This window comes from Nonomuraea sp. NPDC059007 (assembly GCF_042740555.1).
In the GTDB taxonomy this organism is placed as follows: domain Bacteria; phylum Actinomycetota; class Actinomycetes; order Streptosporangiales; family Streptosporangiaceae; genus Nonomuraea.
In genome coordinates, this window is sequence record NZ_JBHYJD010000001.1 from 176973 (window position 1) to 192480 (window position 15508).

Annotated in this window: 14 protein-coding genes and 1 tRNA gene; 11 read left to right on the plus strand and 4 right to left on the minus strand. The window is 71.0% G+C overall.

Annotated features, from left to right (window positions below; translation table 11 throughout):
- Positions 1-27: 27 nt before the first annotated feature.
- Positions 28-666 (minus strand): pyridoxamine 5'-phosphate oxidase family protein, encoded by a 639-nt coding sequence (locus tag ACFWY5_RS00850; protein ID WP_379630183.1) that lies wholly within the window; start codon positions 664-666, stop codon positions 28-30.
- A 72-nt stretch (positions 667-738) separates the two neighbouring features.
- On the opposite strand from ACFWY5_RS00850, the gene ACFWY5_RS00855 reads away from it, so the two are divergent.
- From ACFWY5_RS00855 to ACFWY5_RS00900, 10 genes are all read left to right on the plus strand, one after another.
- Complete coding sequence (locus ACFWY5_RS00855) at positions 739-2133, plus strand: PLP-dependent aminotransferase family protein (RefSeq protein WP_379630184.1); 1395 nt, start codon at positions 739-741, stop codon at positions 2131-2133.
- Between the two features lie 9 nt (positions 2134-2142).
- The gene (locus ACFWY5_RS00860; protein ID WP_379630185.1) at positions 2143-3174 is read left to right on the plus strand and encodes a phosphotransferase family protein; all 1032 of its coding nucleotides are present in this window, start codon (positions 2143-2145) and stop codon (positions 3172-3174) included.
- The gene (locus ACFWY5_RS00865) at positions 3171-3941 is read left to right on the plus strand and encodes an SDR family oxidoreductase (RefSeq protein ID WP_379630186.1); all 771 of its coding nucleotides are present in this window, start codon (positions 3171-3173) and stop codon (positions 3939-3941) included. Before ACFWY5_RS00860 ends, ACFWY5_RS00865 begins: the two co-directional genes overlap by 4 nt.
- A gap of 293 nt (positions 3942-4234) precedes the next feature.
- Entirely contained in the window at positions 4235-6526 is a 2292-nt protein-coding gene (locus ACFWY5_RS00870; protein WP_379630187.1) for a serine/threonine-protein kinase, read from the plus strand.
- Between the two features lie 88 nt (positions 6527-6614).
- The gene (locus tag ACFWY5_RS00875; protein WP_379630188.1) at positions 6615-8231 is read left to right on the plus strand and encodes a serine/threonine-protein kinase; all 1617 of its coding nucleotides are present in this window, start codon (positions 6615-6617) and stop codon (positions 8229-8231) included.
- Positions 8232-8403: 172 nt separating this feature from the next.
- Positions 8404-9717 (plus strand): hypothetical protein, encoded by a 1314-nt coding sequence (locus ACFWY5_RS00880; protein ID WP_379630189.1) that lies wholly within the window; start codon positions 8404-8406, stop codon positions 9715-9717.
- 37 nt (positions 9718-9754) lie between these two features.
- Entirely contained in the window at positions 9755-11113 is a 1359-nt protein-coding gene (locus ACFWY5_RS00885) for a DUF2510 domain-containing protein (RefSeq protein ID WP_379630190.1), read from the plus strand.
- Between the two features lie 22 nt (positions 11114-11135).
- Positions 11136-11729 (plus strand): oligoribonuclease, encoded by a 594-nt coding sequence (gene orn, locus ACFWY5_RS00890; protein ID WP_379610373.1) that lies wholly within the window; start codon positions 11136-11138, stop codon positions 11727-11729.
- Positions 11730-11796: 67 nt separating this feature from the next.
- Positions 11797-11869 (plus strand) — tRNA-His (locus tag ACFWY5_RS00895).
- Between the two features lie 159 nt (positions 11870-12028).
- Complete coding sequence (locus ACFWY5_RS00900; RefSeq protein WP_184960057.1) at positions 12029-12256, plus strand: helix-turn-helix transcriptional regulator; 228 nt, start codon at positions 12029-12031, stop codon at positions 12254-12256.
- A gap of 123 nt (positions 12257-12379) precedes the next feature.
- On the opposite strand, the gene ACFWY5_RS00905 is transcribed toward ACFWY5_RS00900, so the two are convergent.
- Positions 12380-12712 (minus strand): nuclear transport factor 2 family protein, encoded by a 333-nt coding sequence (locus ACFWY5_RS00905; RefSeq protein ID WP_379630191.1) that lies wholly within the window; start codon positions 12710-12712, stop codon positions 12380-12382.
- A gap of 86 nt (positions 12713-12798) precedes the next feature.
- Here ACFWY5_RS00905 and ACFWY5_RS00910 point away from each other — a divergent pair, with 86 nt between their 5' ends.
- Positions 12799-13602, plus strand: a complete 804-nt coding sequence (locus ACFWY5_RS00910; protein WP_379630192.1) for a helix-turn-helix domain-containing protein — start codon at positions 12799-12801, stop codon at positions 13600-13602.
- A gap of 7 nt (positions 13603-13609) precedes the next feature.
- Here the strand turns inward: ACFWY5_RS00910 and lat are convergent, their stop codons facing one another.
- Positions 13610-14881, minus strand: coding sequence for an L-lysine 6-transaminase (lat, locus tag ACFWY5_RS00915; RefSeq protein ID WP_379630193.1), 1272 nt, complete (start codon positions 14879-14881; stop codon positions 13610-13612).
- Positions 14882-14963: 82 nt separating this feature from the next.
- On the minus strand, positions 14964-15491 hold the full coding sequence (locus ACFWY5_RS00920; RefSeq protein WP_379630194.1) for an HdeD family acid-resistance protein: 528 nt from the start codon (positions 15489-15491) through the stop codon (positions 14964-14966).
- Between the last annotated feature and the right edge of the window lie 17 nt (positions 15492-15508).

A 15508-nucleotide genomic window follows, 5' to 3' on the forward strand; every position in this document is an offset into this window, starting at 1 on the left:
TCTCCGGGGTGCGCTGGTCGGTTGGGGTTAGTGGCGGGAGTGGATGTGGGTGGGGGGCTGGGTGGTGGGGTCCAGGACCGGGTCGGGGATGGGGGTGCCGTAGGTCGTGACCACGGGGAGGACGCCGGCCCAGATCGGGAGGGCGTAGTCGTAGTCCTCGTCGCTCGGGGGGCCGGTGCGGAGCTTTACCGAGGCTTCGGTCAGGCTCAGGGCCAGAACCGACGTGGCGGCCAGTTCCTTGCGGCTGGGCTGGCGGGCGTAGTCCCACTGGCCGGGGGCCAGGTGGTCGGTGAGGGCGCGGAGGCCGGCCATGCGTTCGTCGGGGTCGGTGACCAGGCGGGCGGTGCCGTAGATCATGGCGCTGCGGTAGTTGAACGAGTGGTTGAAGACCGAGCGCGCCAGGACGACGCCGTCCACGTGCGTCACCGTCACGCAGATCTCCGTGTCCTGGCCGGAGCGCAGCGACTTGGCGCCAGTGGAGCCGTGGAGGTACAGGGTGTCGTCGATGCGGCCGTAACCGGTCGGGACGACCATCGGGTGCCCGTTGTGCACCACGCCCAGGTGGCAGATCAGCCCGGTGTCGAGCACCTCGTACAGGTCGGCGCGGTCGGTGCTGGCGCGGTGCTTCTCGCGGCCGAGCGTGGTGCGAGGTGTGGTGGAGAGCATGCGGTCCATACTGCTCGGAAGTGGACTTGTAGATTAGGGCCACTAAATGCCGATTCATGGAGACCACTTCCTGTGCGCAGCCTTGTTGACCTGCCCGTCGCTCTTTCCCGGGAGTCGGCGGAGCCGCTTGCCGCCCAGCTGACCGCCTGGCTGCGGGAGGCCATGCGGGGCGGGACGCTCGCTCCGGGTGAGCGGCTGCCGTCCAGCCGGGGGCTGGCGGCGCAGCTTGGCGTGAGCCGTACCGTGGTGACGGAGGCCTACCAGCAGCTTTACGCGGAGGGATGGCTGGACGGGCGGCACGGGTCGGGGACGTTCGTGGCCCAGTTGTACGCGCCTCCGCCGGCCGTCGACGCCCCCATGACCACCATGGCCCCGCCACCCGCCGCCGCCGCGAAACCGGTGATCGATCTGGCGCCGGGTGAGCCCTGGGTGCGGGACTTCGACCGTGCCGCGTGGAAGCGGGCCTGGCGCAAGGCGGCCGATCTGCCACCGGGCGACGACCCCGACCCGTACGGCCTGCCGTACCTGCGAGAACTGCTCGCCGCGCACCTCAGACGGACCAGGGCCGTGGCGGTCGGGCCCGAGAACGTCCTTGTCACCCGCGGCACCGCCAACGGCCTGGACCTCGTCACGCTCGCGCTGCTCGGGCGGGGCGGACGGGCGGGGGTGGAGGATCCGGGCTATCGGGTCACGCGGAACGTCTTCGCCGGGCGCGGCGTCGAGGTGGTGCCGTGCCCGGTGGACAGCGACGGCGTGATCGTGGAGGGGCTGCCGGAGGATCTGAGCGTGCTGTACACGACCCCGGCGCACCAGTACCCGATGGGCGGGCGGCTGCCGATCCCGCGCAGGGAGCGGCTGCTGGCGTGGGCCAGGCGGACCGGCGCGATGATCCTGGAGGACGACTACGACGCCGAGTTCCGCTACGACGTAGCGCCGCTGCCCGCGCTCTACGGGCTCGATCCGTCGCGGGTGGTGCTGCTGGGGACGTTGTCGAAGTCGCTCGCCCCGGACGTCGGCGTCGGCTGGCTGGTCGGGCCGCGGGACCTTCTGGCCAGGATCGCGGGCATCAGGAAGGATCTGGGCGACCGTACCAGCGGGCCGGTGCAGCAGGCGGTCGGGACGTTGCTGGAGCACGGCGACCTCGACCGGCACCTGCGGCGGATGCGCCTGGAGTACGCGCGCCGCCGGGCCGCCGTGGTCGAGATCCTGGGCCCGGTGTGCCGCCTGCACGGCGACACGGCGGGCCTGCACGTCCTGGCCGAACTGCCCGAGGACGTGGTCCCGGAGATCGTGCGCGAGGCCGCCGCGCGCGGCGTGCGCCTGGACTCGGTGGAGCGCCACCACCACGGCGCGCCGCGGGTGCACGGACTGGTCATCGGGTACGGCTCCGCGTCGCTGGCCGACGTCCGCAAGGGCTGCGCGATTGTCGCGGACCTCATTGCGCCGCCGACCAGAGCAAGGTTCTAATGTGGTCCCATGACCGTTCCCGGCTTGGACTGGCCCCGACTGACCGACTGGATCGCCACCCACGTGCCCGGCGCGGGTGAGGCGCTCTCGGCATCGCTGATCTCCGGCGGCAAGTCGAACCTCACCTACCTCATCGAATGCCGCGAGCGGCCGGTCGTGCTGCGCCGCCCGCCGCTCGGGCACGTGCTGCCGACCGCGCACGACATGCGCCGCGAGTGGCGGGTGATCTCCGCGCTGAACGGCACGCCGGTTCCGGTGCCGGAGGCGCTCGCCTTCTGCGCCGACGAGGCGGTCATCGGGGCGCCCTTCTACGTGATGGGGCAGGTGGACGGCGCCGCCGTACGCACCCGGGCGGAGCTCGGCGACCCGCCGCCCGAGCAGGCGCGGCGGCTGTCGGAACGGCTCGCGGAGATCCTCGCCGCCATCCACGACGTCGACTACCGGCAGGTGGGTCTGGGCGACTTCGGGCGGCCGGAGGGGTACCTGGCCAGGCAGCTGAACCGGTGGGAACAACAGTGGGAGCGGTCGAAGGCGGCCGACCTTCCCGAGTACGACCGGCTGGTGGGGCGGCTGCGCGAACGCATGCCGTCGCGCTCGGAGAGCACGCTCGTGCATGGCGACTACCGGCTGGACAACACGCTGGTCAGGCGGGATCCGCCGGAGATCCTGGCGGTGGTCGACTGGGAGATGTCCACGCTCGGCGATCCGCTGGCCGATCTGGGGCTGACGCTCACGTACTGGCAGGATCCGGGCGACGCGGAACGTGCGAGCGTGCCCGTGGCGGGGGATGTCACGCTGGCGCCGGGGTTTCTGAACGCGGCCGAGTTCGCCGCGTGCTACGCCAAGGTGTCCGGGCGCGATATCTCCGACATCAATTACTACGTGGCGTTCGGCAACTTCAAGCTGGCCGTCATCGTCGAGGGTATCCATGCCCGGTTCCGGCAGGGTAAGACCGTGGGAGAGGGCTTCGACGGCATCGGCGCCGCCGTACCCACGCTGATCGCCCGCGCCCACCGCATGCTCGACCAGGAGGCCCCATGAGTACGGTCGCGTTGATCACCGGAGCCGCCAGCGGGATCGGCGCGGCCGTCGCCAGGCGGCTGGCCCGCGGCGGCGCCCGCTGCGTGCTCGTCGACGTCGACGCGGACGGCGCGGAACGGCTGGCCAAAGAGCTCGGCGGCACCGCGGTGGCGGGCGACGTCACCGACCGCGAGACCTCCGCGCGGGCCGTCGCCACGGCCGAGCGCGCGTACGGCCGGCTCGACCTCGTCCACCTCAACGCCGGCATCTCCAGCGGCGTGGACCTGACCGTGTTCGACCCCGACCAGTACCGCAAGGCCGTCGGCGTCAACATCGACGGCGTCGTGTACGGCGTGGCCGAATCCCTGCCCGCCCTCACCCGCGGCGGCGGCGGCGCGATCGTGGTCACCTCGTCGCTGGCCGGGCTCGTCGCCTATGACGGGGACCCGGTGTACACGATGACCAAGCACGCGGTGGTGGGGCTGGTCAGAGGGCTGGCCAAGCCTCTTGCCGCGTCCGGGGTGCGGATCGGGGCGGTGTGCCCCGGCTTCACCGACACGCCGTTGGTGGCCGGGATGCGGGACGTGTTCCTGGGGGCCGGGTTCCCGCTGCTGGACGCGGAGGACGTGGCGGCGGCGGTGGAGACGGCCTTCTACTCCGAGGAACCCGGCGCCATCCTGGTCGTCCAGCCAGGGCGCGCCCCCGTCCCTTACCGGTTCGCCGGCGTACCGGGCCCGGCAGGCGGCGAACGCCCGCCCACCCCACCCGCTACCTCACTCCGCGGCTGACGGGATCCAGGAACCTTGGAGAACCCCGGAGCCGTGGGGAGCCCGTGCCTTGCGGGCCGGGACGCGAGGAGCCCGGATGGGCGAGCGGGGGCGTCACGGAAAGCCTGGGTGCCCGTGCGGAGGGTGACCGGGGCGGGGTGGGGTTGGGGCTGGTCAGGGGGGTGGGTGGGCGGACCGGTTAGAGAAGGTATCGGTAAAGCCGTTCACATCCGGAGATGGCAGTAGTTTCATGAAAACCTGACCGCTAGATCGCACGTCCAATCTGGTGGGCCGCCTCCTGATGGGAGTTGGCGATGGAGTGGAGTGCCCCCGGGTACACCGAGATCCGACAGCTCGGTACGGGCGGAAGTGGCCGGGTCGTCTTGGCCGAGCATGACGACACCGGTGTCAAAGTCGCGATCAAGTATTTGGCCGAACGGCTCAGACAGGATCCGGCCGCGCTGGCCAGGTTCCAGTCGGAGGCGCGGCTGCTCACCACGTTACGCGATCAGCACATCGCGACCATGTGGGAGTACATCCAGGAGCCCAGCGGCGCCGCCATCGTGATGGAGCTGGTCAACGGCGTGTCACTGCGCGCCCTGCTCCGCGAGAACGGCACCACGAGCCCCGAGGCGGCCCTGGTCGTGCTGAAGGGTTCGCTGCTGGGGCTGGCCCGTGCGCACACGATCGGGCTGGTGCACCGGGACTACAAGCCGGAGAACGTGGTCGTCCGCGAGGACGGGGTCAGCAAGCTGGTCGACTTCGGCATCGCCGTACGGGAGGGGACGGCCGCCCATCCCGAGGGCACGCCGCCCTACATGGCGCCGGAGATGTGGGCGGGCGGGCCCGCCTCCCCCGCCACCGACGTCTACGCGGCGACGGCGGTCTTCTTCGAGTGCCTGACCGGGCACCGGCCCTACCGTTCGACCGAGCCGAGCGTGCTGGGCTATCAGCATCTGCACGCGCCGATCCCGGTCCACGACGCGCCGGAGCCCGTACGCGACCTCGTGACCCGAGGCATGGCCAAGCATCCCGACCAGCGCCCGGCCAGCGCGGCGGACTTCGTGGCCGAACTGGAGGAGGCCGCGAGGGCGGGCTACGGCGAGGACTGGGAGGAACGCGGCAAACGCCGCCTGGCCGCGCTGGTGGCCCTGCTGGCGGCGCTCTGGCCGGTCCCGCAACCGGTGGCGATGCCTGAGGTGGGCACGTCCGTGACGCGGACGGTCTTCAAGGCGATGCGGCACAACGCGGTCAGGATGGGCGTGGGCACGGGCCTGGCGGTCGCGGTGGCGGTCGCCGCGGTGGTGATCCTGAGCTCGCGCGGCCCGTCGACCACTCCGGTGGACGTGGTCGCGGCCTCGCAGACTCCGGCGCCGCTCAGCCCGGCCCAGCTGGGCACGCCGCCGACGACCACGCTCCCGGAAACGCCCGAGGTGGTCGATCCGAGCGCGGTGGCCTCCGTGCCGATAGCCGTGATCCCGTCGGCGTCCGGCCCATCCAGCCCGGACGCCACCGAACCCGCCGAGACCACCGAACCCACCACGAACACCCCCACCACCACCAAGCCAACGACCAAACCGACCACCAAGACGCCCACCCCGAAACCCACGAAGACGCCCACTCCCCCGGCGACGGTCTCGGGCATCGGCCTGGGCAAGCTGACGCTCTCCTCCTCGAACGGGAACGCGGCCGCGGGAACGGCCACCGTACGGGCCACGAGCAAGGGCCCGGTCACGCTGACGGCCCGCTTCACCGTGGGCGGCGCGGTCGTCAAGACCACGACGGCCCGCCTCAGCGGCGCGCTCAGCTACACCCGCTCCTTCAGCCACACCCTGGACGACGGCGCGTGCGGCGAGACGGTCACGCTGACCGTCTCCACCTCGCCCGCCGCGACGGGCGGGGCGAAGAGCGCGAGTGCGAACGTCCCCGACTGCCCCACGGACGTCACCCGCCTGCGCGTGGCGCTGTCGGTGGCCGAGTCCCCCGGCCGTTCGGTGAGCATGCGGATCTCGGCAGCGGCCAGCGGAACGGCCGCGATCCCGATGCGCGCCAGCCTCTCCCTGAACGGCGAGCCGGTCCTGACCCGGGAGACGACACTGTCCGGCGACACGTCCTACACCCGCGCCTACAGCCACAGCTTCGCCAAGCGCCCCTGCGGCGGCACGCTGACCGTCACCGTGACCGCGGGCGACCGGCAGGCCTCCTCACGGGCGGCGGTCGGCTGTCCGGCGGGCGTGCAGCGCATCAGCGTGCTGCGCGCCGCGCTCGGCGCGCGCGGCCTGGCGAGCGCGACGATCGCCGTCACCACACTCAACGAGCAGGCGGTACGGCTGAGCGTCACGTTCACCGTGGCCGGACGGACCATCGGCAGCGACGCCATGGACCTGGCCGGTGAGACCGCCTACACCAGAACAGTCTCGTTCGCGGCCGGGAAGACGCCCTGCGGGTCCCGGTGGTCGGTGACGGCGTCGGCCGGAGGCAAGGCGGACAGCGCGAGCGGACAAACCCCCGCCTGCCCCTCCGAACCCTCCGAAAGCCCGTCGGAGACGCCAACAGAACAGAAACCCTCCGAGAAGACGTCGGAAACCCCCAAACCGGAACGATGAAATATCCGACTTCTCTGGAGTAAGACGGGTTACACTGCCGAGCGTCTGCTGTGGGTGGGGGCCCTGACGACTCCAGAGAAGAGGCGTTATGTATGGGCATTGGGGGGTTCCCGGCTACACCGAGGTACGCGAACTCGGGGCCGGTGCGTCGGGACGCGTAGTCCTGGCCACGCGGGACCATGACGGCGAGCAGGTCGCCATCAAGTACCTGTCGGACGAGCTGCGCGCCGACGTCACGTTCGTCGCGCGGTTCCGCCATGAGGCCCGGCTGCTGGGCACCATGCGCAGCCCGTACAACGCCCGGCTGATCGACTACGTCGAGACCGGCGAGGGCGCCGCCATCATCATGGACCTGGTCAACGGCGTCTCCCTGCGCGAGGTCCTCAGCTCGGAGGGTCCCACGGGGCCCGAGGCCGCGCTGACGGTACTCAAGGGCTCGCTGCTCGGCTTGTCCGAGGCCCACGCGGTCGGCGTGGTCCACCGGGACTTCAAGCCCGAGAACGTGATCGTCCAGGGCGACGGCACCAGCAAACTGGTCGACTTCGGCATCGCCGTACGGGCCGGGCAAGGGGCGAACACGTCGGGCACGCCGCCGTACATGGCGCCCGAGCAGTGGTCGGGCGCGCCCGCGTCCCCCACGACCGACGTGTACGCGGCCACGATCGTCTTCTTCGAATGCCTGACCGGCGCCCGGCCCTACCGGGCGACCAACCTGGCCGCGCTGGCCCGCCAGCACCACAGCACGCCGCCACCGGTCGAGGAGGTTCCCGAGCCGCTTCGGGGACTGGTCGAGCGGGGGCTGGCCAAGCATCCCGCCGAGCGTCCCGAGACGGCCGACGCGCTGCTGGCGGAGCTGGAGGCGGTGGCGGTCGAGGCGTACGGGCCGGGCTGGGAGGAGCGCGGGCACCGGCGTCTGGCCAGGCTGGCCGGGCTGCTGCTGCTCATGTTCCCGACCCCGCCCGAGGAGGTGGCGGAGGTCGCGACGTCGATGGCGCGCACCGACCTCGCGACACCGGCGGCCAAGCTGATGAGCAAGCTGGGGGCGAAGGTCGCGATCGGCGCGGTCTGCACCGGTGTCCTCGTGGCCGTCGCGATCGTGGTGGTCAACTCCTCCGACGACGAGCCCACCCTCCAGGCGGCACGCAGTACGCCCACCGCCAGCGTGTCATCGCTCGACGTGCCGCTCCCCGAGGAGACCACCGAGGAACCGACACCCGAGGTGACCACGCCCGAGCCGACGCCGGAGCCGTCCGACACGGTGACCGCGGCGCCGCCGCCAGTGGCGCAGACGACGAAGCCGCCCACCAAGACACCCACCCCGAAGCCCACACCCACGCCCAAGCCGACGCCGACCAAGACGAAGAAGCCGACCAAGACGCCGTCGCCGAGCGAGACACCGGACGAGGGCATCACGGGACGTTCCAGCGCCGACGAGACCTCGCCGCCGCCCAGTTCGTCGCCCCCGGCCACTTCGGCCCCGCCGACCACCAGGCCGCCCACGAGCCAGCCGCCCACCGGCCGCCCGTCCACCACTCCACCGGCCACGACCCAGCCGCCCGAGGGCGAACCGACCCGCGGCGAGAAGGGCGACGCCCAGCAGGACACGAGCTCCCAGCGGGACACGGACTCCCAGCAGGCCGGCTCCCAGGCGCAGCCGGCGCCCCGGGGCCGCCGCCCAGGAGGACGGCACGTCGCGGGACGGTGACGCGGCCCTGGAGGGGGTCGCCTCGGAAGGGTTCGACGGAGGAGGTGTGGCGGCGGTGCTGGCCTTCGGGCTGGTGACGTCCGGCGCGGTTCCCGTCACACTTGCGGTAAAGCGCCGCATGTCCGGCAGGCACCGCAGGAGGCGCTAGGAGACCCCGGGGGTTACGACGGCGATGAGCAACGCGAGCGAGTCCATCGCCGGTTACCGGCTCACGGACCACACCCGCATCACCGAGCTCGGCACCTGGTTCGACGCGATCACGCCGTCCGGCCGCAGAGCGGGCGCGCTGCGGTTCGACAGCGGCGTGGTCGGCCTGCCCGGCGTGCGCGAGCGCGTCGTGGCCACGGTGGTGGCCGACCGGCCGCTGACGCAGAACGGGCTGAGCGGCCTGGTGCAGGTGGCCGACGTGGTGGCGGCGGGCGAGGAGGTGTGGCTGCTCACGGCCGGACCGGTCAGCCCGTCGCTGGGCGATCTCATGGCGGCGCGGGCGGTGGATCCGCCGGGGGCGGCGGCCGTACTCGTGGAGACGGCGCAGACGCTGCAGGCCCTGCACGCGTCGGGACTGGCGCACGGCGCCCTGCACCCGGGCACGATCGTGATCGGGGACGACGGCTCCGCGGTGCTGATCGAGCGCGGCCTGGCCGACGCGATCAGAGGGCTGCGGGCCGAGCCGGACCGCGACGTGGCGGCGTGGGCGTCGCTGGCCAGGGCGCTGGGCGCGGACTGCCCGGCGCCGTCCGCGCAGTTGCTCGACCGGGCGGCGGCCACGGCCACGCTCCACGGGCTGGCGGCGGCCAGGGACGTGCTGCTCGGCCAGCGCGAGGTCCTGCCCGGCGGCCAGATCACCCGCGACCGGCTGGCCCAGGAGGTGCGTAACCGGACGACGCTGGAGATCGGCGTCAACCCGATCCCGGACCGCGACGAGGGCGAGATCGTCACGCTGCTGCACGTTCCGGCGCTGGAGCAGCAGCACTTCGGGCCCGGGGTGTCGCCGTCCCTGGGCACCACGGCGGAGCGGATCTGGCGGGAGGGCCGGGCCGACGCCGCCGGGACATCGGGCAAGCGGCGCGGGCGGGCCGCGCGGGCCCGACGGCGGCGGACGATCCTGGCGGCAGCGGTGTTCGCAGTGATCGTGGCGGGGGCGTTGCTGGCGTGGTTCCGGCTGAGCGGGCCCTCGACGCCGCTGGCGGTGACCTCGGTCGACGTGACGGCGCCGAAGAAGGCGCAGGGCTGCGACGCGGACGTGCTGATCAGCGGCAAGATCGTCACCAACGGCTCCTCAGGGGAGATCGTCTACGAGTGGGCGCAGAGCGACAGGAAGGAGAAGATCCGCCAGACGCAGCGCATCACCTCCGACAAGTCGTCCTACACGGTGCCGCTGAAGTGGAAGGTGTCGGGCAAAAGCACGGCCAAGCTCACGGCGACGCTGACGGTCGTCTCGCCGCAGCGTCTGCAGGACAAGGCGAGCTTCACCTACAAGTGCTGACAATGCATCTCATAGCAGTTCTTACTACTCTGGCGACATGACCTCGCAGACCCCGGCGGGCTGGTACCCCGACCCCTACGGATCGCCCCAACTCCGCTGGTGGGACGGCAGCCAGTGGACCGATGCCACACACGCGCAGGAGCAGCCGCCCCCGACCCTTGTCGAGGGCGGCACGGACTGGTCGGCCCACCCGGCCAACCCCACGCTGCAGTTCGGCCAGCCCACGCAGGGCCAGAGCCAGTACGGCCAGCCGGACCCCCAGGCGTCGTCCGGCCCGAACCCGCAGCCGCCCCCCGGGTCCACGCCTTTCGCCCAGCCGTCATCCGGCGCGAACGCCTACGAACAGCCGCCTTCCGGCGGAAACGCGTACGGCCAGCCGTCCTCGGGCGCCAACCCGTACGGCCAGCCCCCGTCCGGCGCGAACCAGTACGCGCAGCCGTCACACGCCGAGAACCCCTACGCCCAGCAACAGCCGGGCCAATACGCCCAACAGCCCGGCCAGTTCGGCCAGCAGCCCGGCCAGTACGCCCAGCAGCCGGGCCAGTACGGCCAGCAACCCCCCTACGGCCAGCAGCCCACCGCCCAGTACGGGCAGTACGGCCAGCTCCCCGGCCCCACCGCCTACGGCCAGCCGCCGAAGAAGTCCGGCGGCCCGCTGCCCTGGATCCTCGGCGGCGTGGGCGTGCTGGTCGTGGTGGCGCTGATCGTGGTGGCCGCGGTCGTCGTGGTCAACAGGACCGGCGGCACGACCGCCCAGGAGTCCCCGCCGCCCTCCTCGGACATCTTCCCGAGCCCCACCGAGACCGAGGACCCGGGCACCACGCCCACCCCGGACCCGGTGCCCTCGCAGATGCCCGGCATCCAGGACGGCCGCATCACCGACCCCCAGGCGGGCGTGTCCTTCGAGGCGCCCGAGGGCTGGACCGTCCCTCCGGCCGACCGGGTCAACGGCACCGACCCGACGCAGCAGAGGTGGAGCAGCGCGGTCGAGGCGGTCTCGCACGAGAAGTACAACGGCGAGTCCAACTGGATCGGCAACGTCTACACCGGCGCGCTGAACGAGCTCTACCCCTATGAGAACGGGCAGAGCCTGCAGACGGCGGCCGGGGCGGTGCTGGCCTCGTTCAGCAACTACTACCAGCTCACGCACACCCGCAAGATCGTCAAGAACGAGGCGCTCAAGATCGGCGACAAGGACGCTTGGGTGTTGCAGTTCGAGCTCGACTTCTCCAAGATCTCCGCGGAGAAGAAGTACAAGTGGAAGAAGGAGAACGGCGCGGTGGTGCTCATGGACCGGGGTCCGGGCGAGCGTCCTGCGCTGATTTACATCTCCGTTCCCGACAATCTGGGCACCGATGTGGTGGACAAGGTTATCGGCTCGCTCAAGCCCGCCTGAGCAGGGGCACTAGGCTGAGCCCATGAGTGACTTGCTCGTATGGATCGACTGCGAGATGACCGGCCTCGACCTGGGTCGTGACGCGCTCGTCGAAGTGGCGTGCGTCATCACCGACAGCGAGCTCAACCAGGTGGACGAGGGCGTCGACGTGGTCATCAAGCCCCCGCCAGAGTCGCTGGAGCAGATGTCGCAGGTGGTGCGCGAGATGCACACGGCCTCGGGCCTGCTGCCACAGCTCGCCGGCGGGGTCACGCTGGCCGAGGCCGAGTCGCTCGTGCTGGAGTACATCCGCCGCCACGTGCCGGAGTCGAAGAAGGCGCCGCTGTGCGGCAACTCGATCGGCACCGACCGCACGTTCATCTCGCGTGACATGCCCGCGGTCGACGCGTACCTGCACTACCGGATGATCGACGTGTCGTCGATCAAGGAGCTGGTGCGCCGCTGGTACCCGCGGGTCTACTTCGCCGCGCCGGAGAAGCAGGGCGGCCATCGGGCGCTCGCGGACATCACCGAGTCGATCAGGGAGCTGCGCTACTATCGGGCCGCGGTGTTCGTCGGCCAGCCCGGTCCCGATTCGGTGACGGCCCGTGGACTCGCCGAACGTGTCAGCGGTTAATCGGGTGGCGTAAAGACTCCCGAACACCGCTACACTTTTCCTGTGCCGCCGCGATGTGGCACGCATGGTGGGTGTAGCTCAGTTGGTAGAGCGCCAGGTTGTGGTCCTGGATGTCGCGGGTTCAAGTCCCGTCACTCACCCTTGGTGACATGGCCGGTCCTGAGGGACCGGCCATCGTCGTTTTCTCCGGCATCGTCCCCAAACCAAGACTTTGCGAGTTATGCTCGCTGTCTACCGCTAGCGCCGGAAGCACGGGGGTCCCTCGGCGATCAGACTGACATCGTGCCCACGGAGGCCGGATGAGAGTCGACGACACCGCCTTCGGCGGAGTGTTCACATCCTTAAGCAAGCGCGAGGCAGAGGTCATGGATCTGATAGCCACAGGTCAGTCCAATGGCCAGATAGCGCAGCGCTTGTTCCTGAGCGAGAAGACCGTGAAGAACCACGTCAATCGCATCTACGCCAAGCTCGGCGTGGATTCCCGCGTCACCGCCATAGGCCTGTGGAACTCAAGGTCTGACGACTAGTCCCCCGTACGGCAGAGCCGCCCCCACCCCAAACCGCCACAAGGGCTGGGGGCCCTCCAGGCTGACGCTCCTCCGCCGCACCGCCTGACCGCCGTGACGCGCGCCCGCGCACCGGCCGGGTGGTCACCCCATGCCCACCTTCAGATAGCCGGTCGCCTCGGCGATCAGGCCGTCGCGCAGCCGCATGAGGTTGAGGCCCCTGGTGACGGCGCCGCCCGAGGTGAAGCGCCACCGGATGACCGCCTCGTCGCCCAGCATGCTGACGTCCTCGACCGTCCAGGTGAGCGACTCGTCCTCGGCCAGCGCCGACCAGAAGCGCAGCGCCTCGCCCGGCCCCGTGTAGGCGGCGCCGTCCACGTTCTCAAGCGCGCAGTCATCGGCCACCAAAGCGGGCAGGCCGGAGGGGTCGTGGGTGCGGAAGGCGGCGTTGAAACCGTCGATCACGTTCTTCGTCATGCCGACGATCGTGCTCGGCGGCGCGCGGGGCGGCAATTCCCGGCAGGGAATCGTGGCTAGCGCCCGGTTTGGGCTAGAAAGTGCTAGTGGAACGATTCGGAAGCGCGCTGAAGCACTGGCGCGGCGTCCGCCGGGTCAGCCAGCTGGAGCTGGCCGGGCGCGCGGGCACGACGCAGCGGCATCTCAGCTTCATGGAGAGCGGGCGCTCGCGGCCCGGCAGGGAGATCGTGGTCCGCCTGTCCGACTCGCTCGGGCTGTCGCCGCGCGAGCGCAACGGGCTCCTGCTGGCCGCTGGATACGCTCCGGCCTTCCCGGAGTCCAGCCTGGACGATCCCGCGCTGGAGCCGGTCAGAGAGGCGCTGGAGCGCGTGCTGGAGGGGCACCTGCCGTACCCGGCCGTGGTGGTTCGGCCCTACGGCGAGCTGCTGGCCGCCAACGCGGCCTTCGAGGTCCTCGCCGAGGGCGCGGCGCCGGAGCTGCTGGAGCCGCCGGTCAACCTGTTCCGGCTGGCGCTGCATCCGCGGGGCATGGGCGCGCGGGTGGCCAACCTGGCCGACTGGGGGCGGCACGTGGTGGAGAACCTGCGGGCCCAGCTGCTGCGCAGCCCGGATCCGCGGCTGGACGTCTACATCGGGGAGCTGGAGTCGTACCTGCCCGTGGCGGCGCCGGGGCCCGAGCACCTGGGCTTCGCCGTCCCGCTGCGGCTGCGTTCACGGGACGGCGAGCTACGTCTGCTGACCACGATCACCTCCTTCGCCACCGCGATGGACGTGACCGTCGCCGAGCTGCACCTGGAGGCGTTCCTGCCGGCCGACGCGGCCACCGCGACAGCCCTCCGCGAGCGGGCCCTCGAACCAGAGCACGGGCGGGCGCTCAAACCAGGGCTATAGCGGGCGCTCAGGTCAGGGCTCGTGCGATCGCCTTGAGGCCGTGGTCCAGGTCCTCTTCGGGGATGTTCAGGGCGGGGCGCAGGCGTACCGACCGCTCGCCGCACGGCAGGACCAGGACGCCCTCGTCCTCCCTCAGCCGGCTGACCAGGGCGTCGCGCCGGGCCGGGTCGGGCAGGTCGAAGGCGATCATGAAGCCGCGGCCGCGGGCGTTGGACATCAGGTCGGGGTGCTCGGCCTGGATCTTGGTGAGGCCTTCGAGTGCCTGTTCGCCGAGCGTGGCGGCGCGGGCGATGAGGTCGTCGCGCTCGATGATCTCCAGGAGCGCGCGGGAGCGGACCATGTCGACCAGGCCGCCGCCCCAGGTGGAGTTGATCCGGCTGCTGACGCGGAAGACGTTGTCGGCGACCTCGTCCACCCTGCGCCCGGCCATGATGCCGCCCACCTGGACCTTCTTGGCGAAGGCCACGATGTCCGGTTCGAGGCCGAGCTGCTGGTAGGCCCAGGGGGTGCCGGTGGTCCCGGCGCCGGTCTGCACCTCGTCCAGGACGAACAGCGCGTCGTACTCGTGGCACAGGTGCTGCATCGCCCGCAGAAACTCCGGGCGCATGTGGTTGTCGCCGCCCTCGCCCTGGATGGGCTCGGCGATGAAGCAGGCGATGTCGTGCGGGTGGGCCTCGAACGCGGCGCGGGCCTGGGCGAGTGCGCGTGCCTCCGCGGCCTCCACGTCGCCGTGGTGGATCGCGGGGACCTCGACGCGCGGCCAGCCGAAGGTGGGGAAGCGGTCGGTCTTGGCCGGGTCGGTGTTGGTGAGGCTGAGTGTGTAGCCGCTGCGGCCGTGGAAGGCGCGGGTCAGGTGCAGGACCTTGGTCCCGAGGGTACGGCCGCGCCCGGCCGCCTCGTTGCGCCGGCTCTTCCAGTCGAAGGCGGTCTTGAGCGCGTTCTCGACGGCCAGCGCCCCGCCCTCGACGAAGAACAGGTGGGGCAGTTCCGGGTCGCCGAGCACGCGGCTGAAGGTGTCGGCGAAGTCGGCCAGGTGCTCGGTGTACATGTCCGGGTTGGCGGGCTTGTTACGCGCCACCTCGCCCAGGAGCCGGGCCGTTTCCGCGTCGAACGGGGGGTTCACGCCCAGCGGAGCCGAGGCGAAGAACGTGTAGAAGTCCAGGTACCTGCGGCCGGTGCGCAGGTCGGTGAGCCAGGAGCCCTGGCTGCGTTCGAGGTCGAGCACCAGCCGGTAGCCGTCGACGAGGAGATGGCGGGCGAGGCGGTCGAGTACATCCATGTCTTCCTCCCGGGTGAGCCAGACACGACATACCTTCCCTATAGATGCCGTAAATACCCGTAAACTTTCCGTGCCCACCGCTTCACGGCGCCAGCTTCTTCACCTTGAAGGACAGGACGACCATCGCGATGCCGTAGATGATCGCGAAGATGCCGAGCAGCCAGGTCAGCGTGAGCATCCCGGTGGCCGGCCAGATGATGAGCAGGATGCCGAAGAGCACCGAGAGCGCGCCGCCCAGGATGAGCATCCACTCGTTGTCGATCTCCTTGCGGAGCGCGATGCCGGCGACGATCTCGGCGATGCCGGTGAAGATCGCCCAGAAGGCGATGACGTAGAGCAGGGCGAGCGCGGTGATCCCCGGCCAGGCGAAGGCCACGATGCCGGCCAGGATGCCGATGATGCCGGAGATGATGAGCCAGGCCCTCGACTGCACGTTGTGGCCGAAGGCCGCGAAGAGCGAGAAGAGGCCGCTGACGATCGCGTAGGCGCCGAAGAAGATCACCAGGACGTACAGCGTGATCCCCGGCCAGACCAGCGCGAGGATGCCGAAGATGATGGCGCAGATGCCTCGGATGAGTACGAGCCACCACGTGCGCGCGATTTGCTCCATGCCCCGATGCTTTCCAG